This window comes from Streptomyces sp. NBC_00247 (genome assembly GCF_036188265.1).
Classification (GTDB): Bacteria; Actinomycetota; Actinomycetes; order Streptomycetales; family Streptomycetaceae; genus Streptomyces.
Genome location: NZ_CP108093.1, coordinates 3,863,134 through 3,882,922, shown reverse-complemented (window position 1 = coordinate 3,882,922; position 19,789 = coordinate 3,863,134). Strand labels below are relative to the sequence as shown.

The 19,789-nt window shown below is 72.4% G+C and carries 19 protein-coding genes and 1 tRNA gene; 14 read left to right on the top strand and 6 right to left on the bottom strand.

Annotation, left to right across the window (positions count from 1 at the left end; translation table 11 throughout):
* Positions 1-105 precede the first annotated feature (105 nt).
* Entirely contained in the window at positions 106-1,149 is a 1,044-nt protein-coding gene (locus tag OHT52_RS16600; protein ID WP_328720984.1) for an aminoglycoside phosphotransferase family protein, read from the bottom strand.
* 35 nt (positions 1,150-1,184) lie between these two features.
* Between OHT52_RS16600 and OHT52_RS16595 the strand changes: the two genes are divergently transcribed.
* The 3 genes from OHT52_RS16595 (at position 1,185) to OHT52_RS16585 (ending at position 4,206) form a co-directional block, all read left to right on the top strand.
* The gene (locus OHT52_RS16595; protein WP_328720983.1) at positions 1,185-1,880 is read left to right on the top strand and encodes a rhomboid-like protein; all 696 of its coding nucleotides are present in this window, start codon (positions 1,185-1,187) and stop codon (positions 1,878-1,880) included.
* Positions 1,881-2,048: 168 nt separating this feature from the next.
* The gene (locus OHT52_RS16590; RefSeq protein ID WP_328720981.1) at positions 2,049-3,470 is read left to right on the top strand and encodes an NAD(P)/FAD-dependent oxidoreductase; all 1,422 of its coding nucleotides are present in this window, start codon (positions 2,049-2,051) and stop codon (positions 3,468-3,470) included.
* A gap of 73 nt (positions 3,471-3,543) precedes the next feature.
* Positions 3,544-4,206, top strand: a complete 663-nt coding sequence (locus OHT52_RS16585) for an HAD-IA family hydrolase (RefSeq protein ID WP_328720979.1) — start codon at positions 3,544-3,546, stop codon at positions 4,204-4,206.
* Between the two features lie 38 nt (positions 4,207-4,244).
* Here the strand turns inward: OHT52_RS16585 and OHT52_RS16580 are convergent, their stop codons facing one another.
* Complete coding sequence (locus OHT52_RS16580) at positions 4,245-4,973, bottom strand: chloramphenicol phosphotransferase CPT family protein (protein WP_328720977.1); 729 nt, start codon at positions 4,971-4,973, stop codon at positions 4,245-4,247.
* 281 nt (positions 4,974-5,254) lie between these two features.
* Between OHT52_RS16580 and OHT52_RS16575 the strand changes: the two genes are divergently transcribed.
* Positions 5,255-6,478 (top strand): cysteine desulfurase-like protein, encoded by a 1,224-nt coding sequence (locus OHT52_RS16575; protein ID WP_328720975.1) that lies wholly within the window; start codon positions 5,255-5,257, stop codon positions 6,476-6,478.
* 46 nt (positions 6,479-6,524) lie between these two features.
* Here OHT52_RS16575 and OHT52_RS16570 read toward each other — a convergent pair whose 3' ends face one another.
* On the bottom strand, positions 6,525-6,932 hold the full coding sequence (locus tag OHT52_RS16570; protein ID WP_328720973.1) for a RidA family protein: 408 nt from the start codon (positions 6,930-6,932) through the stop codon (positions 6,525-6,527).
* Positions 6,933-7,053: 121 nt separating this feature from the next.
* Here OHT52_RS16570 and OHT52_RS16565 point away from each other — a divergent pair, with 121 nt between their 5' ends.
* From OHT52_RS16565 to OHT52_RS16555, 3 genes are all read left to right on the top strand, one after another.
* Complete coding sequence (locus OHT52_RS16565; protein ID WP_328720971.1) at positions 7,054-8,187, top strand: hypothetical protein; 1,134 nt, start codon at positions 7,054-7,056, stop codon at positions 8,185-8,187.
* Positions 8,188-8,347: 160 nt separating this feature from the next.
* Complete coding sequence (locus OHT52_RS16560; protein WP_328720969.1) at positions 8,348-9,091, top strand: class I SAM-dependent methyltransferase; 744 nt, start codon at positions 8,348-8,350, stop codon at positions 9,089-9,091.
* A 174-nt stretch (positions 9,092-9,265) separates the two neighbouring features.
* A complete protein-coding gene (locus OHT52_RS16555; RefSeq protein ID WP_328720967.1) occupies positions 9,266-9,793 on the top strand; it encodes a hypothetical protein in 528 nt (175 codons plus the stop codon).
* A 130-nt stretch (positions 9,794-9,923) separates the two neighbouring features.
* On the opposite strand, the gene OHT52_RS16550 is transcribed toward OHT52_RS16555, so the two are convergent.
* A tRNA-Thr gene (locus tag OHT52_RS16550) sits at positions 9,924-9,998 on the bottom strand.
* 190 nt (positions 9,999-10,188) lie between these two features.
* Between OHT52_RS16550 and OHT52_RS16545 the strand changes: the two genes are divergently transcribed.
* The 3 genes from OHT52_RS16545 to OHT52_RS16535 all read left to right on the top strand — a co-directional run bounded on the left by OHT52_RS16545 (position 10,189) and on the right by OHT52_RS16535 (position 12,841).
* Positions 10,189-11,325: an ABC transporter ATP-binding protein gene (locus tag OHT52_RS16545; protein WP_328720965.1), complete on the top strand. Its 1,137-nt coding sequence runs from the start codon at positions 10,189-10,191 to the stop codon at positions 11,323-11,325.
* A gap of 335 nt (positions 11,326-11,660) precedes the next feature.
* Positions 11,661-12,074 (top strand): hypothetical protein, encoded by a 414-nt coding sequence (locus OHT52_RS16540; RefSeq protein ID WP_328720963.1) that lies wholly within the window; start codon positions 11,661-11,663, stop codon positions 12,072-12,074.
* Positions 12,075-12,124: 50 nt separating this feature from the next.
* Positions 12,125-12,841: a nucleotidyltransferase family protein gene (locus OHT52_RS16535; protein WP_328723765.1), complete on the top strand. Its 717-nt coding sequence runs from the start codon at positions 12,125-12,127 to the stop codon at positions 12,839-12,841.
* 200 nt (positions 12,842-13,041) lie between these two features.
* Here the strand turns inward: OHT52_RS16535 and OHT52_RS16530 are convergent, their stop codons facing one another.
* The gene (locus tag OHT52_RS16530; protein ID WP_328720961.1) at positions 13,042-14,694 is read right to left on the bottom strand and encodes a DoxX family membrane protein; all 1,653 of its coding nucleotides are present in this window, start codon (positions 14,692-14,694) and stop codon (positions 13,042-13,044) included.
* Between the two features lie 205 nt (positions 14,695-14,899).
* Positions 14,900-15,994 (bottom strand): dTDP-glucose 4,6-dehydratase, encoded by a 1,095-nt coding sequence (locus OHT52_RS16525; RefSeq protein WP_328720959.1) that lies wholly within the window; start codon positions 15,992-15,994, stop codon positions 14,900-14,902.
* A 227-nt stretch (positions 15,995-16,221) separates the two neighbouring features.
* On the opposite strand from OHT52_RS16525, the gene OHT52_RS16520 reads away from it, so the two are divergent.
* The 4 genes from OHT52_RS16520 to OHT52_RS16505 are packed head-to-tail and all read left to right on the top strand — an operon-like array spanning position 16,222 to position 19,786.
* Complete coding sequence (locus OHT52_RS16520; protein ID WP_328720957.1) at positions 16,222-16,998, top strand: sulfotransferase family protein; 777 nt, start codon at positions 16,222-16,224, stop codon at positions 16,996-16,998.
* Positions 16,992-17,585 carry an adenylyl-sulfate kinase gene (gene cysC / locus OHT52_RS16515; protein WP_328720955.1) on the top strand — a complete coding sequence of 198 codons (594 nt, stop codon included), beginning with the start codon at positions 16,992-16,994 and terminating at the stop codon, positions 17,583-17,585. Before OHT52_RS16520 ends, cysC begins: the two co-directional genes overlap by 7 nt.
* The gene (gene cysD / locus OHT52_RS16510) at positions 17,582-18,544 is read left to right on the top strand and encodes a sulfate adenylyltransferase subunit CysD (RefSeq protein ID WP_328720953.1); all 963 of its coding nucleotides are present in this window, start codon (positions 17,582-17,584) and stop codon (positions 18,542-18,544) included. The genes cysC and cysD overlap by 4 nt, the downstream gene beginning before the upstream one ends.
* Positions 18,545-19,786, top strand: a complete 1,242-nt coding sequence (locus tag OHT52_RS16505; protein WP_328720951.1) for a sulfate adenylyltransferase subunit 1 — start codon at positions 18,545-18,547, stop codon at positions 19,784-19,786.
* Positions 19,787-19,789: the final 3 nt, after the last annotated feature.

The following is a 19,789-nucleotide window of genomic DNA, read 5'->3' as shown; positions in this document are numbered from 1 at the left end:
GTGTCCATAACGGTGCGACGTATTCCGCAAGTTGACGAGGGCGGCGGGCGAGCGTCCGACGATCTCCCGGTGGGCCGGGCGAGTTGGCGCTACGGTGACCCGATGTCACCGGCCCAGCAGCCGCCGGGCGATCTCGGCGTGGTCCGGGGCGAGGGTGTGCGTGCCCGGCCTGCTGTGCCAGAGGACGTTCTGGAGGACCCGGCCCAGGGTCCAGGCGCGCGCCCGCTCCCGGTCGTAGCCGGGGCCGAGCGCCTCGCTGAGGGCGTCGAAGCGCCAGAGGATCTCTTCGGGTTCGAAGCGGTTGTCGAGGGCGGGGAAGAGCTCGAAGCCGGGATCGCCCGCCAGGGGCTTCGGGTCCAGCGCGACCCACTCGTGCTCGCGCTCCGTGCCGGGCCGGCCGGCCAGGACGTTGTCGTAGTGCAGGTCCCAGTGGAGCAGCCGGTCTCCCGGTTCGCCGGCCACCTCGCGCAGCGCCGCCGCGCAGTCCGCGACCAGCCGCCGCTCCTCGTCGTCGGCGAGCACGGCCAGCACGCGGGGCACCTCCGTCAGCATCCGTGCCGCCATGTCCGCGAGGGTGCGCAGCCCTTGCGGCGCGGGGACCGCCACCAGCCGGGCCAGCACCTCCCCGAGGACGCCCACCGCTTCCCGGGTGTCGGGGACCGCCGACAAGGGGCGGTTCTCGTCCAGGCGCTCCAGCAGCATCGCGCCGGTCTCCGGGTCGTGGGCGAGCAGCGCGACCGTCCCGGACCCCGCCCGGCCCCACGCCCGCAGCGCGAGCGCCTCGCCCTCCGACTCCTCGTCCAGCAGCTGGAGTTTCAGCGCGCCCGGGAGGCCGGCGGGAAGCGGGGCCGGGAGGCCGTCTTGGAGGCCGGAGGGGAGCACGGCCGGCGGACCGCCCGGGAGGCCGGCGGGAAGCGGGGCCGGGAGGCCGCCCGGCCCACCTCCCCGGGAGCCTTCCGGGCCCCCGGAGGCCCGGACGACCGGCAGGACCAGCGCGCACATCCCGTACATCGGCGGGCCGTCGACGCGCAGCCCCCACTCCCGCAGGTATCGCCCGGCCAGCTCCGGCAGGGCGTCGGTGAAGGCCCGTCCGGCCGCCCCGTTGAACATGGTCTGGGTGGCGATCATTTCTTCCGGGATGTCGCTCACGCCTCCGATCGTAGGACCGTGCGTCAATCGGTTCCATGGAGCGAAACCGCCCGGCCGAAGCCGTCGCCTCCACGATCGGCGGCTGGATGGCCCGAGCCCCGGGCACGTACGTCTGGTTGACGGTCCTCCTCGTCACCTCCCACCTGCTGGGTCCGCTGCTGCCCGCGGCCGAGGAGTTCGTCCGGCTGCCCGCGACCACCGACCCGCACGCCCTCGGGGACCGGCCGTTCCGCGTGCTCCTCGCCGGTCTGCTGTGGTTGCCGCAGGGCGGGCACTGGGCGCTCTGCGCGGTGCTCTTCACCCTCTTCCACGCGCCCGCCGAACACTGGCTGGGGACACTGCGGTGGTGCGCGGTGGTCGCCGTCGCGTACCTGCCGGCCGGGCTGCTCGCCCAGGCCGTACTGCTGTGGGCGGTACGGCACGGGCACGCACCGGCCTCCACGGCCAACTCCCTGGTGTACGCCACCGATCAGGGACTCGCGGGGATCGCGGCGGTGCTCACGTACCGGCTGCCGCGGGTCTGGCGGTACGTGTACGCCTTCGCCGTCCTCGTCTTCTGCGGGGTCCCGCTGTGCGCCTGGCCCGACGTGACCGATCTCGGCCGCTTCACGGCGGCCCTCGCCGGACTGGCCTGCTACCCGCTGACCCGGAGGCCGCGTCACCCCGCACGCCTCGTACGTCCGCCGGGTGGGCGCCGCCCCCGCGAGACGGGACGGGCCGCGGCCCAGTAATCTCCCGCATCGAGCGGCACTTCCGGTGCGTACCGTCCCCCGACGCACCGGACCTCCCCCGACAAGGCACCGCACCTTCCCCACGACGCACCGCGTCTTTCCGACGGCGCACCGCGTCTCCCCGACGACGCACCGGACCTCCCCGGCGCACCGGACAGCAGAGGCAGCATGAGCAGCGACAGAACCGCCGAGCCCCGCCGGGAGACCACCGACGGCGGCATATCGTTCTGGTTCGCGCAGGCGGGCATCCCCGCGCCTCGCGAGCCCCTGCCCGGCGACACCCGGACCGACGTATGCATCGTCGGCGGCGGTTACACCGGGCTCTGGACGGCGTACTACCTGAAGAAGGCCGTCCCCTTCCTCCACATCACCGTGCTGGAAGCCAAGTTCTGCGGATACGGCGCCTCCGGCCGCAACGGCGGGCGGCTCCACAACGGCTTCGCCGGCCGCGACCGCTACGCGAAGCTGCACGGCCACGAGGCCGCCGTACGGCTCCAACGGGCCATGAACGACTCGGTCGGTGAGGTCGTACGGGTCGCCGCCGAGGAGAAGATCGACGCCGGCATCCACCGGGGCGGCCTCCTCGAAGTCGCCCGCACCCCGGCCCAACTCGCCCGGCTCAAGGACTACCACTCCGTCGAGATCGCCTTCGGCGAGCGGGACCGGGTGCTGCGCGGTGCCCGCGAGACCGCCGAACGGATCAAGGTCAACGGCGCGGTCGGCTCCACCTGGACCCCGCACGGCGCCCGCCTCCACCCGGTACGACTGGTCAACGGGCTCGCGGCGGCCGTCGAGGCGCTCGGCGTCACCGTCCACGAGTCCACCCCGGTCACCGAGATCCGGCCCAAGCACGCCGTCACTCCGTACGGCACCGTCCGCGCGCCCTACGTCCTGCGCTGCACCGAGGGGTACACCGCCGGCGTCAAGGGCCACCGGCGCACCTGGCTCCCGATGAACTCCTCGATGATCGTCACCGAACCCCTGCCGGCCGCCCTCTGGGAGACCCTCGGCTGGGAGGGCCGGGAGACCCTCGGGGACATGGCGCACTCCTCCACGTACGCCCAGCGCACCCCCGACGACCGGATCGCGCTCGGCGGTCGCGGCGTCCCGTACCGCTTCGGCTCGAAGACCGACGACGACGGGCGCACCGCCCCCGCGACGGTCGAGGCGCTGCGCCGGGTCCTCGTCCGTTTCTTCCCCGCCGCCGCCGGCGTCGCCGTCGACCACGCCTGGTCGGGGGTGCTCGGCGTCCCGCGCGACCGGTGCGCGACGGTCACCCTGGACCGCTCCACCGGCCTCGGCTGGGCGGGCGGCTACGCCGGCTCGGGCGTCGCCACCGCCAACCTCGCCGCCCGCACCCTGCGCGACCTGATCCGGCAGGACTCCGGGCAGGCGGGCCCGACGGAGCTGACCGCGCTGCCGTGGGTCGACCACCGGGTGCGCCGCTGGGAACCCGAACCGCTGCGCTGGCTCGGCGTCCACGGCGCGTACGCGGCCCATCGGGCCGCCGACCGCCGGGAGACCGCGTCCTCGCGTGCGGACTCCGACCCGCTGGCCCGGGTGGCGGACCGGATCACCGGCAGGGGCTGAGGGCGGCGGCGCGGGTGCGGCGCCGGGTTCCCCACGGCTACCGCCCGCCGCCCCCGCGCCCTACGCTGCCGTCATGACAGCGAACCCCTCCGACGCCTTCGACCTGGTGATCTTCGACTGCGACGGTGTTCTGGTCGACAGCGAGCGCATCTACGTCACGGTGGACGCGCTCGTCATGGCGGAGCTGGGCGCGCCGTTCACCGAGGCCGAGATCATCGAACGGTTCGTGGGCTCCTCCGTGGAGGTGCTGCGGGCCGCGGTGGAGGAACGCATCGGCAGGCCGCTGGCCGACGACTGGGACGAGCCCTACACCCACCTGTACCGCGCCGCGCTCGCCGACCTGACCCCCGTGGACGGCATCCCCGAGGTGCTCGCCGCGCTCACCACCCCGTACTGCCTCGCCTCCAACGGCTCCCACCGCTCCATCCACCGCAGCCTGACCACGACCGCCCTGAGCCACCACTTCGAGGGCCGCGTCTTCAGCGCCTCCGACGTCGCCCTGGGCAAGCCCGCCCCCGACCTCTTCCTGCACGCGGCCCGGACCCTGGGCGCGGACCCGGCGCGGTGCGCGGTGATCGAGGACAGCGCGTACGGGGTCGCCGCCGCCCGTGCCGCCGGCATGCGGGCCTTCGGCTACAGCGGCGGCCTCACCCCGGCGACCCGCCTCGAAGGCCCCGGCACCGTCGTCTTCGACGACATGCGCGCCCTGCCGGCACTACTGGCCGCCGCCCGCTGAGGCAGCGGGCCGGAACCGGCCGGGGCGCGCCCACGCGGTCAGGCTGAGGCCGGAACATACGTACGCCGGAGCGCTTCGAACGCCGTGGGGCGCGGGCGCACCGCCAGGAACTCACGGATGCGCCGGGCGCACTCCTCCGGGCCGGACTCCGCCGTGTCGACATCGAGGTCATGTGGACCGTGCGCGTGGACGACCGGGAACTGGAGCGCCGCCAACCCCGGCGTCCGGTCCCCACGCTCCGCCTCCCTGCGCTCCAGCTCCGGCAGCGGACAGCGGACCGCCACCAGCACGGTGTCCCGCGGCACCAGCAGCCCGAGCAGGTCGAGCAACCGCCAGCGACGGCTGAGGGGGCAGTCGACCACCACGTTGTTCCCCGCCGCGGCCATCCCGGCCACCGCGCGGTGAAACCCTTTGACCGTCCGGTCGATCTCGGCCTGAAGCCCCCCGTCCGGCAGGGCGCTCCCGCCCCGCATCGCGTGGAACGCGTCCACCGGCAGGTGGAACCAGCTCCCGTCGAGCGTCGCCATGAGCTCCCGGGCGATGCTCGACTTGCCCGAGCTGGACGTGCCGTTGAGCAGGACGACCGTGCCGCCCGCCGGTGTCGGCGGCACGACGGCATGCGCGGGATCGTCCCCGGGGGCGACGGCTGCGGCGCCGGAAAGCGGGGCCCCGGTCGAGGGCGTACGCGCGATGCCGGTGCTCACGGGGTCTCTGCCGGTGCTCACGGAGTCGCTGCCGGGGCTCACGGGGTCTCTGCCGGTGCTCATGGAGTTCCCCCTTCTTCTTCCCTCATGGGGTTCCGCCCTTTCCTCGGACCGCCGCGCGAGGGCGTGTGTCGAAAGCAGCGCCGTCCGTCCGGAGGACAGGCGGGACTTTCGACACACGACCTGGCCCGTCATCCTCCCAGCCACCCCGGTCCCGCCGGGAGCCCGCCCCCGCCCCCGGCCGCGCGCTCACCGCCCCCACCAGGCACCATCGGTGTCCGGGGCCGCATCCGTACGCCGCCTCCGGGCCCCGCGGGCCCGCCGCCCACCTCTCCGGAGCACGCATGTCCTACGACGTCCACGCGATCCGCGCGCAGATCCCCGCCCTGAAGTCCGGCTCGGCGCGCTTCGACGCCCCCGGGGGTACGCAGACCCCGCAGCCGGTGATCGACGCCATCGTCCACGCGCTGGCCCACCCCCTCGCCGTGCGGGGCGTCCAGAACGAGGGCGAGCGCAACGCCGAGGCGATCGTCTCCGGCGCCCGCTCCGCCCTCGCCGACCTGCTGGGCGCGGACCCGCGCGGCATCGTCTTCGGACGCAGCTCCACCCAGCTCACCTACGACCTCGCGCGGACCCTCGCCAAGAACTGGGGCCCGGGCGACGAGGTGGTCGTCAGCCGCCTCGACCACGACTCCAACATCCGCCCGTGGATCCAGGCTGCCGAGGCGGCGGGGGCGACGGTACGGTGGGCCGAATTCGACCCAGCCACCGCTGACCTGACACTCCATCACATCTCTGACGCGCTCAGCGACCGGACCCGGCTGGTCGCCGTCACCGGCGCGTCCAATCTCGTCGGCACCCGCCCCGACCTGCCCGCTGTCGCCGGCCTCGTACACCGCGCGGGCGCTCTGCTGCACGTGGACGCCGTACACCTCGCGGCACACGCCCCGGTCGATCTCACCGCCATCGGTGCGGACTTCCTGGTCTGCTCGCCGTACAAGTTCCTCGGCCCGCACCTCGGCGTACTCGCGAGCCGCCCCGAACTCCTGGAGACCCTGCACCCCGACAAGCTGCTCCCGTCCACCGACGCCGTCCCGGAACGCTTCGAACTGGGCACCCTGCCGTACGAGTCGCTGGCCGCGGCCCGAGCCGCCGTGGACTTCCTCGCGACCCTGGCGCCCACAGCGCCCGGCGGCTCCCGCCGGGAACGCCTGGCCGCCGCCTTCGAGGCGATCGAAACCCACGAGGACGCTCTGCGCGTACGCATCGAGACCGGGCTCGCGACACTCGACGGCGTCACCCTCCACTCCCGCGCCGCCCTGCGCACCCCGACGCTGCTGCTCACCTTCCCGGGCCGCTCGGCCGCTGACGCCTCACGCCACCTGGCCGCGCGCGGTGTAGACGCCCCCGCGGGCTCCTTCTACGCCCTGGAGGCTTCCCGCCACCTCGGCCTCGGCGACGGGGGCGGCCTGCGCGTCGGCCTGGCGCCGTACAGCAGCGAGGAGGACGTCGACCTCCTGCTGGCCGCCCTGGCCGACTACCTCACCACCACGCCCGCCCGCGCCTGAGCGGCCGGACGTCGGCTCCGGCGCCCGGGGCGCGTTCCGAAAGGCCCTACGGCCTGACCACCGCGAACGCCTCCACCTCCATGACCAGTTCGGGGCGGTACAGGGCGACCACCTGTACCGCCGAACTGGCGGGCCTGCGCTCCACATCGACGTACAGATCACGCACCGCGCGCACCGCCGGCAGGTACGCCACGTCGGTGACGAAGTAGCTCAGCTTCACGACGTCCGCGAACGTCGCGCCGGCCGCCGCGAGGCACCGGTTGAGGTTCTCGAAGACCTGCCGCGCCTGGACCTCGGGGTCGCCGGGCCCGACGACCTCCCCGTTCTCGTCCAGAGAGACCTGGCCGGAGATCGCGACCCACTGTCCGGGGCCCGTGACGACGTGCGTGTATCCGGTGGCGGGGGCGACTCCTGCCGGGGCGGCGATGTGCGTGAGGTGCGTGTCCGAGTTCATACCGGCATCCTCCCCCGGCCCTCGGCGCACCGTGCCACTGCCCGTGTCACCGCCCCGTGTGATGATGCGCTGAGATCGAAACGGCTGCAGGCGAACTGGCCGCGCACAAGGGGAGAACGGCGTGAACAAGGACGGGGCGTCCATACCGGACGAGGAGTGGGAGCGCTTCCTGCGGGATTCCGAGGCCGGGGTGCGCGACGCCCCCAAGGAACCGTCCGCGAGGGCACGGATGGTCACCCGGCGGCTGGCCGAAGCACCGGACCGGCCGGACGCCTGGCGTTCGTACCAACCCGCCCCGAAACGACGGCGCACGGGCTGGTACGCGGTCGGAATCCTGGTGTCCGTAGCCCTGTTGGTCGTGGCGGTCGCCCCGAACCGGGTTGCCGGCTGGTTCTCCGGGGACTTCTCCAAAGGCTCCTCGGCCGACGGGAGCGTGGCCGGCGTCACCACCCCGCTCGCCGATGAGACCGCACGGCCGACCGCACCGCCCGCGGCCGACGGGGCCGGTGAACTCCCCACGCTCGAAGAACCGTTCCGGGGCTCGCCCGCCGCCGCGTGGAAGGACGGAGTCGCGGGAATCCACCTGCCCGACGCGAAGGCGACCGGCTGGATGACCAAGGCCCAGGTCGCCGACGCACTGGCCCGGACGCGGGACTTCCTCGTCGCCACCAGCCTCGATCCGGCGACCCTGCGCGGCGAACGTCCCGAAGCCGCGATCGCACAGATCAACCCCCAGCAGAAGGACATGCGGGACTACTTGGCGACCGCCTTCCGGGCTCCCGACAAGGACCACGACCCGCTGATGCTGTTCAGCCGCTTCCGGCCCTCACAGGTGCGCCTCGCCGGCGACGTGGTGAAGACGCGGGGCCGGGTCACCATCGGGGAGGGGAAGCTCGGCGCTCTCGAAGTGACCGCGGACATCAGTTACGTCTACCCGCTCGTACGCGCCGCCGCCGGAAGCGACGAGGTCGCCCGTACGATCGTGCGCCGCGAGACCGTCGTGAGTTGGTCCGACCCGGCGAAGGTGCGGATCGACCCGGGAACCTTCTCCCTCGTCTCGTACACCGCGCACACCGCCAACGGCGGCTGTGACCCGCAACACGGCTACTTCGCGCCCGAGTTCGCCGACGATCGCGCCACCACGGACGAGGCGTCCGGCCCCGCGGTCGACCCGTACGACCGGAGCACGGCCATGGACGACCTCGTCCCCGAGCCGGGCGAGGACGCGGCCTGCGGACGGGCCACGCGTACGTGACGGGGGCGGCGCGGTGCGGTGCGGCGGCTCCGCAGGGCATCGAACCGCGCCGACCACGCCTCCGCCGGCACTCGCTTCTCCACGGCCCTCGTGACATGGGTCTTCGACCTCGACGCCGTCCTGCACACCCTCGCCCGGGCCCCGACCAAGGAAGCCGCCCATGCCGGAGATCACGTACGACGCGCAGACCGCCGCCGCCTACCGGACCGCCCGCGAGATCCCGCTCGACGGGCTCACCGCATGGCGCGAGGCGATCGCCGAAACGGTCCCGTTGCGGGCAGGCATGACCGTACTCGACGTCGGCGCCGGCACCGGCTCCTTCGCCACCGCCTTCCGCACCTGGTTCGGGGTACGAGTCCTCGCTGTCGAGCCCGCCGCCGCGATGCGCGCCGTCATCCCGGCGGACGACGCGATCGAGGTACTCGACGGACGTGCCGACGCCCTGCCCGTGCCCGACGCGAGCGCGGACGCCGCCTGGCTCGGTTCGGTCGTCCACCATCTGCCCGACCTGGCTGCGGCCGCCCGCGAACTGCGCCGCGCGCTCAAACCGGGTGCCCCCGTGCTGATCCGCAACGCCTTCCCCGGCCGCTACGACCGCGACCTGCGCGTCCGCTACTTCCCGGAGACCGCGTCCGGCATCGACGCCTACCCCAGCATCGACGAGGTCACCGCCGCGTTCACGGCAGCGGGCTTCGGCCGCACCCGTACGCTGCGCTCCCTGCCCCACGAGGCGGCACCGACCCTCACCGCGTTCGCCGAGCGTCTGGACCGCGACACCGATTCGAAGCTCAGGGCGCTGCCCGACCACGCCTACGCCCGCGGTCTGGCCCACCTGCGCCGCGCGGCGGCCGACCACCCCGACGAGCCCGCCGTCAGCTGGATGGACCTGCTCGTCCTCGCTTGACGTCGAGCTTGACGCTCCGGGAGCGCCCTCAGGAACGGATGACCCCCCGGACACGTGCGTACGAGCCGGAACACGTCGGCATGAGGGACAACCGGGACTGGCTACCAGGAACCCCCTTGAGCGGCTCGCGAGGCGCCCTCGACAGTGCGCCGCGCCTCACCGAGACTGATCGCCATGGGGGACAGTGCGATGTGGGTCGCCGCTTTGACCGGCGGTACCGCCGTCCTGGCCAGCTGGGTCACCAACCTGGGGAACGTACGGGCCGCCCGGGCCCAAGCCGAGGCGTCCATCCAGGCCCAGCATCGAGGGCGAGTTCGAGAGCTACGCCGGGCTGCCTACCTCGATCTGATGCAACGCTCCCACGAGACCGCGGAGTTGTACCGGAACGTCTCGGACGCCTTCCACGAGACACCCGACCCCCAACAGCAGTTGGCTCGCCTGGAGGAGCTGCGCGTCGAACTGCGCGGGGCCTACGCACGCCTCATGCAAAGCGTCCGAGTCGTCGCCCTGGAGGGTCCGGCCACGACCGCCGACGCCGCTCGGACCGTTCAGGACGCCGCACTGCGAGCCAACCAGTCCCTGTGGCACATCACCCGCGGGGACACGACCGCCCGCGCCCACTTCGACGCTGCGCAAACCGCCTACCGGCAATGCCAGGCACGATTCGTCGAGCGGGCGCGCGCAGCGACCGAGGCCTCCTGACGGCCGGGTCCGCCCGCATCCGCGGGTACGGCTGGACTGACGCGACCGGGCGGGCGCCGCACCCGTGCACGTCCGCGTCCACCGAACAGAAAACCCCAGGTCACGGGCTACGTGACCTGGGGTTTCACCGAGCCCCCTGTCGGATTCGAACCGACGACCTACGCATTACAAGTGCGTTGCTCTGGCCGGACTGAGCTAAGGAGGCGAGCGCGGGCGCGTGCCCGTGCAGTGTAACCAATGCGGCGTGTGTCCAGGACGTGAAATTCACGTGGCCTGAACTACAGACAGAACGGAAAACGCCAGGTAGCGTCGCATCGGGTTCACCCGAGTGGACCAAATCACTCCGTTACTCGGATCGTCCGGCACGTTCCTGCCGGTGAAGGAGAAGCATCCGCATGGCCAGTGTCACGTTCGACAAGGCGTCCCGCATCTACCCCGGCTCCACGAAGCCCGCGGTGGACCAGCTCGAGATCGACATCGCGGACGGCGAGTTCCTCGTCCTCGTCGGTCCCTCCGGTTGTGGCAAGTCGACCTCCCTGCGCATGCTCGCGGGTCTCGAGGACGTCAACGCCGGCGCCATCCGCATCGGTGACCGCGACGTCACGCACCTGCCGCCGAAGGACCGGGACATCGCCATGGTGTTCCAGAACTACGCGCTGTACCCGCACATGACCGTCGCGGACAACATGGGCTTCGCGCTCAAGATCGCCGGCGTCAACAAGACCGACATCCGGGCGAAGGTCGAAGAGGCCGCCAAGATGCTGGACCTCACCGAGTACCTGGACCGCAAGCCGAAGGCGCTCTCCGGTGGTCAGCGTCAGCGTGTCGCGATGGGCCGCGCCATCGTGCGTGAGCCGCAGGTCTTCCTCATGGACGAGCCGCTGTCGAACCTCGACGCCAAGCTCCGTGTCTCCACCCGTACGCAGATCGCCTCGCTGCAGCGCCGCCTCGGCATCACGACCGTGTACGTCACCCACGACCAGGTCGAGGCCCTCACCATGGGCGACCGCGTCGCGGTCCTCAAGGACGGTCTGCTCCAGCAGGTCGACTCGCCGCGCAACATGTACGACCGCCCGGCCAACCTCTTCGTCGCCGGCTTCATCGGCTCCCCCGCGATGAACCTGATCGAGGTCCCGATCACCGATGGTGGCGTGAAGTTCGGCAACAGCGTCGTCCCCGTCTCCCGCGAGGCGCTCACCGCCGCCGCCAACCGTGGTGACACCACCGTCACGGTCGGCATCCGCCCGGAGCACTTCGACATCGTCGAGCACGGTGGCGCCGCCGCGACCGGCCTCTCCAAGGCCTCCGCCGACGCCCCGGCCGGCCTCGCCGTCTCGGTCAACGTCGTCGAGGAGCTCGGCGCCGACGGCTTCGTCTACGGCGGCGCCGAGGTCGGCGGCCAGCACAAGGACCTCGTGGTCCGCGTCGGTGGCCGTGCCGTCCCGGAGAAGGGCACCAAGCTGCACGTCGTCCCGCGTCCGGACGAGCTGCACGTCTTCGCGACCTCGACGGGCGAGCGCCTCACCGCCTGATCGACCACGCTCCCGGGCTGGGGAGCACCACCGCGCGGGCGCCTGACCGCCCGGCAGCGGCTGAACGTACCGACGGCCCCGTCTCCTTCCCAGGAGGCGGGGCCGTCGTCGTGCACACCCCCGCACCCGTCAGTACGCACCCCCGCCACCGTCGGTACGCACCCCTGCGGTCCGGCAGGTTTGGCGCCCGGGACCGGCTTGAGCGGTGTATACCGGTCCCACTCGGGGCATTTTGCCCCTCTCCGTCAACCTCGGATTCGAAAAATGCGCTCGAACTCTCCCCCGCGAGAGTGACGGAAGGTCGTCGTACCATCACGGAACGCTACGCTCGTTGCGTGACCCACACCGCGCGCCGAATCGGCCGAACTCTCGCCTTCGTCCTGCCCGTCGTCATGGTCCTGTCCGGGACGCTCGCGGTCACCCGCGTGCCGTGGTCAGCACCGAACACGGACACACAGCTGCTGACCACGGCCTCGGCGACCGTGTCGCAGAAGGCCAAGCCGCTCGCGCCGCAGGACATCCTGCGCGAGAAGCTGCTCGTCGAACTCAAGGAGAAGGACCCGGGCGTCGCCCTGACGGACCTTCAGCGGGCCGTGGAGGAGAAGCCCTCGCTCGCCCGGCACTGCATGTCGATCGCCAAGGCGCTCGGCAAGGCGGCCGTCGAGCAGTACGGCCCGACGCGCGCGCACCGCTTCTCGCGGCCGGTCTGCGACACGTCGTTCGCCTCGGGCGTCGCACAGTTCAGCTGACCCGCTCTGCGGACCGTGACCGGCCGGCACGGCATATCGTGCCTGGCATGCTGCATACGTATCCGACGCAAGCCGTGGTCCTGGCCGGTGGCCAGGGGTCGCGGCTGCGGCCGTACACCGATGACCGCCCCAAGCCGATGGTCGAGATCCCGGGCACCGGGACCCCGATCATCGGCCATCAGCTTTCCTGGCTGGCCGCCGAGGGCGTCACCGACGTCGTGATCTCCTGCGGCCATCTTGCCGAAGTGCTCCAGGAGTGGCTGGATTCCGCCGTCCTCCCGCTGAACGTGATGACGGTCGTCGAGAACGAGCCCCTGGGGCGTGGCGGTGGGCTGAAGTACGCCGCCGCCCGGCTGCCCGATCCGGAGCAGCCCTGGTACGCCACGAACGGCGACATCTGGACCCGTTTCTCGCTGCGGGAGATGGCCGCGTTCCACGCGGAGCGCGACGCCACGGCCACGCTCGCCCTGGCCCGCCCGCGCATTCCGTGGGGTGCCGTGGAGACGGACGCGTTCGGGCACATCACCGACTTCATCGAGTCGCCGCCGTCCCCGTACCTGATCAACGCCGGCGTGTACGTGTTCTCGCCGGCCTTCACGGAGCTGCTGCCCGACCGGGGCGACCACGAGCGGACCACCTTCCCGCGGCTGGCGCGCGAGCGTCTGCTCGCCGGATACCCGCTGCCGCAGGGCGCCTACTGGCGGGCCATCGACACGGCCAAGGACCTCACCGAGGCCGCCAAGGAACTCGGCGCGCACTCCGGCTGACCCCCGCGGCCCACCCGGCCCGCCCGCCCGGCCGGGGCGACGGCGCTGTTCGCGTACGTACGCAGGCCCGGTGCCCGAGCCGTACCCGTACCCGTACCCGTACGCCCACGCGGTCCCGAACGGGGAAGAGGTCCCACCGGAACGTCCGGTGGGACCTCTTCCCCGTGCTATCCGGGGCCACGTACTACCCGGGTACGCCCTCAGCCGAGGAGGCCGCCGAGCGGGTTCCGGCCGCCGCCGGAGGTCGAGTCGGCACCGCTGTCGCCGTCGGACGGGTCCGAGGAGTCGCCGCCGGTGGCACCGCCCCCGTCGCCCCCACCGGTGGTGGAACCCGAGGAGGACGGGCCGGCGCTGGTGGACGGCGGCGCCTGCGGAGGCGTCTCCTGCCGCGAGGGCTGCTGGACGGTGCCCTGGGTCGCACTCGGCTCGGCGCCCGTACCGGTGGAGGTCTCTCCGGCGGTGGCCCCGCTGCTCGGGCTGGTGCGCTCGGCGGACGGAGTCACCGGGGCGACGGAGCGGGACGGCACGGGGGTGTTCTCCCGGACCGGCTTCTTCGGCGCCTTGGGCTTCTCGGGGGTCTCCTCCGGGAGCGGGACTCCGGGAAGCTGGTTGGTCGGCTTCTCGTTCGGGCCCGGCACGGTCACGACCTGGGTGGAACGGACCGCGCCACCCAGCACGGAGCCGACGAGCAGCGTGAGTCCGACGACCACGCTCGCCAGGACCGATCCGCGCCGCAGTACCCGGCTGCGCAGATCCCAGATCCCGGAGCGCGGGCCGAGCCGGCGCCACGCCTCGCCGGCGAGGCGGGCGTCCACCGAGTAGACCGGGGCGCCCGCGATGACGAGCGGGCTCCAGGCCGCGAGGAAGATGATGTCCGGGGCGTCGAACACGGCGACGGTGTGCCAGCTGACCGTCACCAGCAGCGCGGCGGAGAGCAGCGCGCCGAAGGCGGCGGCGACGCGCTGCCAGAGGCCGAGGACCGTGAGCACACCGACGACGACCTGCAGGAAGGCGACGGTGAGGCCGGCGCCGACCGGGTGCGTGAGGGCGGCTTCGCGCAGCGGTTCGGCCGTCTCCCACGGGTGGAGCGAGTTCAGCCACTTGACCATGGAGCCGCGTTCGCCGCCGTCGAAGAAGACGGGGTCGCTGAGCTTGCCCATGCCCGCGTAGATGGAGATGAAGCCGAGGAAGACGCGGAGCGGGAAGAGGACGACGCCGAGGTTCATGCGGCGGCCCGGGTAGTAGGCGTGCCGGACGGAGTCGCCGGCGGTCCGCCGGTCACGGACCTCGGGGTCCTCGTCCGGGTCGTCCTCGAACCGGTCGTCGCCGAACCGGTCGTCGCCGAACTTCTCGTCGTACCGGTCGAAACCGCCGTCGTATCCACTGCTCGCGCCGTCGTACGCGGGGCCGGACCCGTCGTACGCGCCGACCGCCTGCCGCATGGGCGGGAGGAGCGGGCCGCCCGTGCGCCGCGAGGACGGCAGTACCGGGTTGGGCTGCGTCTCGTCCAGGCGCGGGACGAGCCGGGTGGCACCGGTGGCCGTGCGGCCGTCCAGGTGGCCGGTGGAGGAGTTGCGTACGGCCTGGAGCAGGCCCGACGCCCCCGGGTCGCCCGGCTCCGACCTCCCGCTCCAGACGACCGGGGCCCTCCTGCGCCCCCCCGCTCCGCTCATCGCCGGGACGCGTGCGGCGCCGACCGGAGCCGCACCCCGCAGCCGTGCGCGCTGACCCGGGGGAAGCTGCACCCGGAAGCTGGCGTGGTTGACGATGACCTGCGCGGGGTCGCTGTCCACCTTGGTCATGCTCAGGGCGGGTTGATCGTCGAACCGAGGCGTTCTGGTGTCCACACTCATCTAACCGAGTGACGTGACGTTAGGACACTGCCTTGACCTCGTCTAAGTGTCCGAGAACCGTCAACAGGTCGAGTTGAGTGCTTCGTTCCGGTTCACTCCCGCCCGGAATGCCCCGTACGCACCCCCGCCGCGCCCGCCGCCCCCGCCGCGCCCCCGTCCGTACCCCCACGCGTCTCCCTGCGGGCCGGGCCGAGCCCGGGCCCGGTCAGGAGGTGAGGGGCTCCCACCAGGCACGGTTGTCCCGGTACCAGGCGGTGGTCTCGGCGAGCCCCTCGGTGAGCGCGCGGCGCGGCCGGTAGCCCAGTTCCGAACAGGCGCGCGACCGGGTGGCGCCGGGTCGCGGGGCGCCGTCCGTACCCGAGGAGGCCTCTGCGCGACGGTCCGCCGGGGGGCCGCCGCACAGCTCCGCGAGGAGCCCGGTCAGCTGCTCCTCGCTCAGCTCCGCGCCACCGCCGAGGTTGTACGTACCGCCGGGGCGCCCCCGGGTCCGGGCGAGTTCGATGCCCCGGCAGTGGTCCTCGACGTGCAGCCAGTCCCGCGCCCGCCCGCCTCCGCTTCCGCGCGGCACGTCGAGGCCGCCCATCAGACGGGTCACGAGGTACGGCACGGTGTGCTCGGGGAACTGGTGCGGCCCGTAGGTGCGGGCCGCCCGGACGACGCGGACGTCCAGTCCGTGGGTGTGGTGGTGGGCCAGCGCGATCAGGTCGGAGGACGCCTTCGACGCGGAGTACGGGGAGTCGGGGGCGAGCGGGGCGTCCTCGGCCCGCGGGCCCGCGCCCCCGTGGCCGTACACCTCGTCGGTGGAGATGTGGACGAACCTGCGGACCCCGCCGCGCAGGGCGGCCTCCGCGAGGGTCTGCGTACCGAGCACGTTGGTCGACACGAAGACGGCCGTACCGTCGACCGACCGGTCCACGTGCGTCTCGGCCGCGAAGTGCACGATCTCGTCGTGCCGGGCGGCCAGCCGGGCGACGACCGCCGGATCGCAGACGTCCCCGTGCACGAAGCCGAACCGGGGGTCGGCGAGCACGGTCGTGAGGTTGGTCAGGGTGCCCGCGTGGGTCAGCTTGTCCAGGACGGTGACGGTCACGTCGCCCGGCCCGTCGGGGCCCAGCACATGGCGTACGTACGCGGAACCGACGAAGCCCGCTCCGCCGGTGACGAGAAGACGGGTCGGACCGGCCGGGTCCCCACGGCCCTCCCCCGGGGCTCGCCCGCCCCGCGCCGTCCCGTCCGGCGACGGCGGCGATTCCTCCACCCCGTTCCGGAAATCGACTCCTGGAATTGTATCTTTCCGCACGCAGGCGACGGTAACACAACCCCCTTTCTCATCAATATCTCAGAAAGATCTCACGCGCCGCACAGTTTCGAATCACGGCCGTTTAATGAACCCGTAATAAAACTCGGGGTACGCAGTGCGGAATTCCGCATGTCCGAGGAGGTACGAACCGAATGCTCCAGCACGACCCACGGGTGAGGGCGGCCGTCCGCCGGGCCCGCCGGACGTTGCGCGCCCTGAGGAACCGCGTGGGCGCGACGACCACCCGACGACCGGCACCCGCGAGGCCCGCCCCCCGGGGCGCGCGGCTGGTTCCGGACCCCGTCTTCGTCATCTCCTCCGTACGTTCCGGCTCGACCCTGCTGCGGGTACTGCTCAACAGCCACCCGTCGGTGCGCGCCCCGCACGAGATGCACCTGCGCACCCTGGAGGTGCGCCTGCAGAAGGCGTACAGCGAGAAGGCGATGGACAAACTCGGCCTTGACCAGGAAGAACTGGAACATCTGCTCTGGGACCGGGTCCTCCACCGCGAGCTGGTGCACAGCGGCAAAGACGTCATCGTCGACAAGACGCCGGGCAACGCCCTCATCTGGCGGCGGCTCCACGAGGCCTGGCCCGACGCCCGGTTCGTCTTCCTCCTCCGCCACCCGGCCTCCATGGTCAGTTCGCTCATCAACGGCCGCCCCGACCGCGACCTCGACGCGACCGTGTCCGAGGTGAAGACGTACGTGGACGCCGTCCACGAGGCGCGCGCCGCCCTGCCCGGCCTCACCGTGCGGTACGAGGAATTGACGGAGGACCCCGCCGCCGTCACCAAGGAAATCTGCGAATTCATCGGCGTCGAATGGACGCCGGACATGCTGAATTACGGGAAGCAGGACCACGGCCCTTTCCAGGCATTCATCGGGGACTGGAGCGACAACATCAAATCCGGTCGAATCCAGCGGGCCCGCGCTCTGCCTTCCGCCGAAGAAGTACCCGCGCGCCTGCGCGAGATCTCCCGCGCCTGGGGGTACCCGTGCTGAATCCCTGCCGCATTCCGTCCGGCGGCGCCACCGTGTGGCTGACCGGCCTGCCCAGCTCCGGCAAGAGCACCGTGGCCCGCGCGGTCGAGGAGCGGCTGCGCGCCTCGGGCCGCCGGGTCGAGGTGCTGGACGGCGACGAGATCCGTACGTTCCTCTCGGCGGGGCTCGGCTTCTCCCGCGAGGACCGGTACACCAACGTCCAGCGCATCGGGCTGGTCGCCGAGGTCCTCGCCCGCAACGGTGTCGTCACCGTCGTCCCGGTCATCGCCCCGTACGCCGACAGCCGCGAGGCGGTCCGCGCCCGGCACGCGAAGAGCGGCACCCGCTATCTGGAGGTCCATGTCGCGACGCCGGTGGACGTCTGCTCGGTACGCGACGTGAAGGGGCTGTACGCCCAGCAGGCGGCGGGCCGGATCAGCGGCCTCACCGGCGTGGACGACCCGTACGAGGCACCCGAATCGCCGGATCTGCGGATCGAGGCCCACCGCCGGACGGTGGCCGAGTCGGCCGACGCCGTCCTGGAACTGCTCGACGGACCGGACCGCCACGGCGCACCGGTCCCGCACGACGGGGAGGACCCCGCATGAACGACACCCTCACGACCGGCACCCACGCGACGCCCCCGGAAACCACGGGCCCGGAAACCACGGGCCCCAGGCGCTCGCACCTGGACTCGCTGGAGTCGGAGGCGGTGCACATCTTCCGCGAGGTGGCGGGGGAGTTCGAGCGGCCGGTGATCCTCTTCTCCGGCGGCAAGGACTCCATCGTGATGCTCCACCTCGCGCTGAAGGCCTTCGCCCCCGCACCGATCCCCTTCACGCTCCTGCACGTCGACACCGGACACAACTTCCCAGAGGTCCTCGACTACCGCGACCGCACCGTCGCCGCCCACGGACTGCGCCTGCACATCGCCTCCGTCCAGGACTACATCGACGCCGGCACCCTGCGCGAACGCCCCGACGGCACCCGCAACCCCCTCCAGACCGTCCCCCTCACCGAAGCCATCCAGCACCACCGCTTCGACGCCGTCTTCGGCGGCGGACGCCGCGACGAGGAGAAGGCCCGCGCCAAAGAACGCGTCTTCTCCCTCCGCGACGAGTTCTCCCAGTGGGACCCCCGCCGCCAGCGCCCCGAACTCTGGCAGCTCTACAACGGCCGCCACGCCCCCGGCGAACACGTCCGCGTCTTCCCGATCTCCAACTGGACCGAACTCGACGTCTGGCAGTACATCCAGCGCGAACACATCCAGCTCCCCGAGATCTACTTCGCCCACCACCGCGAGGTCTTCGACCGCGGCGGCATGTGGCTCACCGCCGGCGACTGGGGCGGCCCCAAGGACACCGAACCCACCCAGACCCGCCTCGTGCGCTACCGCACGGTCGGCGACATGTCCTGCACCGGAGCCGTCGACTCCGACGCCACCACCCTCGACGCCGTCATCACCGAGATCGCCGCCTCCCGCCTCACCGAACGCGGCGCCACCCGCGCCGACGACAAGATGAGCGAAGCCGCGATGGAAGACCGCAAGCGCGAGGGGTACTTCTAAATGACCACCACCACACACCCGTTGAACGAAACACTGGCCGAGACCACACTGCTGCGCTTCGCCACCGCCGGCTCCGTCGACGACGGCAAGTCCACCCTCGTCGGCCGCCTGCTCCACGACTCCAAGTCGGTCCTCACCGACCAGCTGGAAGCCGTCGAGCACGCCTCCCGCAACCGCGGCCAGGACACCCCCGACCTCGCGCTCCTCACCGACGGCCTGCGCGCCGAGCGCGAGCAGGGCATCACCATCGACGTCGCCTACCGCTACTTCGCCACCCCCCGGCGCCGGTTCATCCTCGCCGACACCCCCGGCCACGTGCAGTACACCCGCAACATGGTCACCGGCGCCTCCACCGCCGAACTCGCCGTCGTCCTCGTCGACGCCCGCAACGGCGTCGTCGAACAGACCCGCCGCCACGCCGCCGTCGCCGCCCTCCTGCGCGTCCCCCACGTCGTCCTCGCCGTCAACAAGATGGACCTCGTCGACTGGTCCGAGAAGGAGTTCCTGCGGATCTCCGAGGACTTCGCCCGGTGCGCCGCCGAACTCGACCATCCGCTGGGCGGGTTCACCGCCATACCGGTCTCCGCGCTGACCGGTGACAACGTCGTGGACCGTTCCGCGCGCATGGACTGGTACACGGGCCCCACCCTCCTCGACCACCTGGAGACCGTCCGCACCGACGACGGCCAGGCGGACCGGCCCGCCCGGCTCCCCGTGAGCTGCGTCATCCGGCACGGCGACGACCGTTACTACGCGGGCCAGTTGACCTCCGGCGAGCTGCGTACCGGAGACGCGGTGGTCGTCCTCCCCTCCGGCGTCACCTCCACAGTCACCGCCGTCGACCGGCTCGGCAGCCGCGTCGACGCCGCGTACGCCCTGGACTCGGTCTCCGTACGCCTCGCCGGCGACCTCGACATCGGCCGGGGCGACCTCATCGCCCCGGTGGCCGAGGCGCCCGCGCTCACCCGGAGCGTCGACGCGGACGTCTGCCACCTGCACGACCGCACCCTGAGCGTCGGCGACCGGGTGCTGCTGAAGCACACCACCCGTACGGTCAAGGCGATCGTCCAGGACCTGCCCGGCCGGCCGGACGGTCTCACCACCAACGAGCTGGGCCGGATACGGCTCCGCACCGCGGAACCGCTCGCCGCCGACCCCTACGCCGCCTCGCGCCGCACGGGTTCCTTCCTCCTCATCGACCCCGCTGACGGCGCCACGCTGACCGCGGGCATGGTCCGGTGATCG

Bases quoted from the DNA above. Each gene is read 5' to 3' on its own strand.
- OHT52_RS16595 (WP_328720983.1), top strand. From the start codon at position 1,185: ATGGAGCGAAACCGCCCGGCCGAAGCCGTCGCCTCCACGATCGGCGGC.
- OHT52_RS16590 (WP_328720981.1), top strand. From the start codon at position 2,049: ATGAGCAGCGACAGAACCGCCGAGCCCCGCCGGGAGACCACCGACGGC.
- OHT52_RS16585 (WP_328720979.1), top strand. From the start codon at position 3,544: ATGACAGCGAACCCCTCCGACGCCTTCGACCTGGTGATCTTCGACTGC.
- OHT52_RS16580 (WP_328720977.1), bottom strand. From the start codon at position 4,973: ATGAGCACCGGCAGAGACCCCGTGAGCCCCGGCAGCGACTCCGTGAGC.
- OHT52_RS16575 (WP_328720975.1), top strand. From the start codon at position 5,255: ATGTCCTACGACGTCCACGCGATCCGCGCGCAGATCCCCGCCCTGAAG.
- OHT52_RS16570 (WP_328720973.1), bottom strand. From the start codon at position 6,932: ATGAACTCGGACACGCACCTCACGCACATCGCCGCCCCGGCAGGAGTC.
- OHT52_RS16560 (WP_328720969.1), top strand. From the start codon at position 8,348: ATGCCGGAGATCACGTACGACGCGCAGACCGCCGCCGCCTACCGGACC.
- OHT52_RS16555 (WP_328720967.1), top strand. From the start codon at position 9,266: ATGGGGGACAGTGCGATGTGGGTCGCCGCTTTGACCGGCGGTACCGCC.
- OHT52_RS16545 (WP_328720965.1), top strand. From the start codon at position 10,189: ATGGCCAGTGTCACGTTCGACAAGGCGTCCCGCATCTACCCCGGCTCC.
- OHT52_RS16530 (WP_328720961.1), bottom strand. From the start codon at position 14,694: ATGAGTGTGGACACCAGAACGCCTCGGTTCGACGATCAACCCGCCCTG.
- cysD (WP_328720953.1), top strand. From the start codon at position 17,582: ATGAACGACACCCTCACGACCGGCACCCACGCGACGCCCCCGGAAACC.
- OHT52_RS16505 (WP_328720951.1), top strand. From the start codon at position 18,545: ATGACCACCACCACACACCCGTTGAACGAAACACTGGCCGAGACCACA.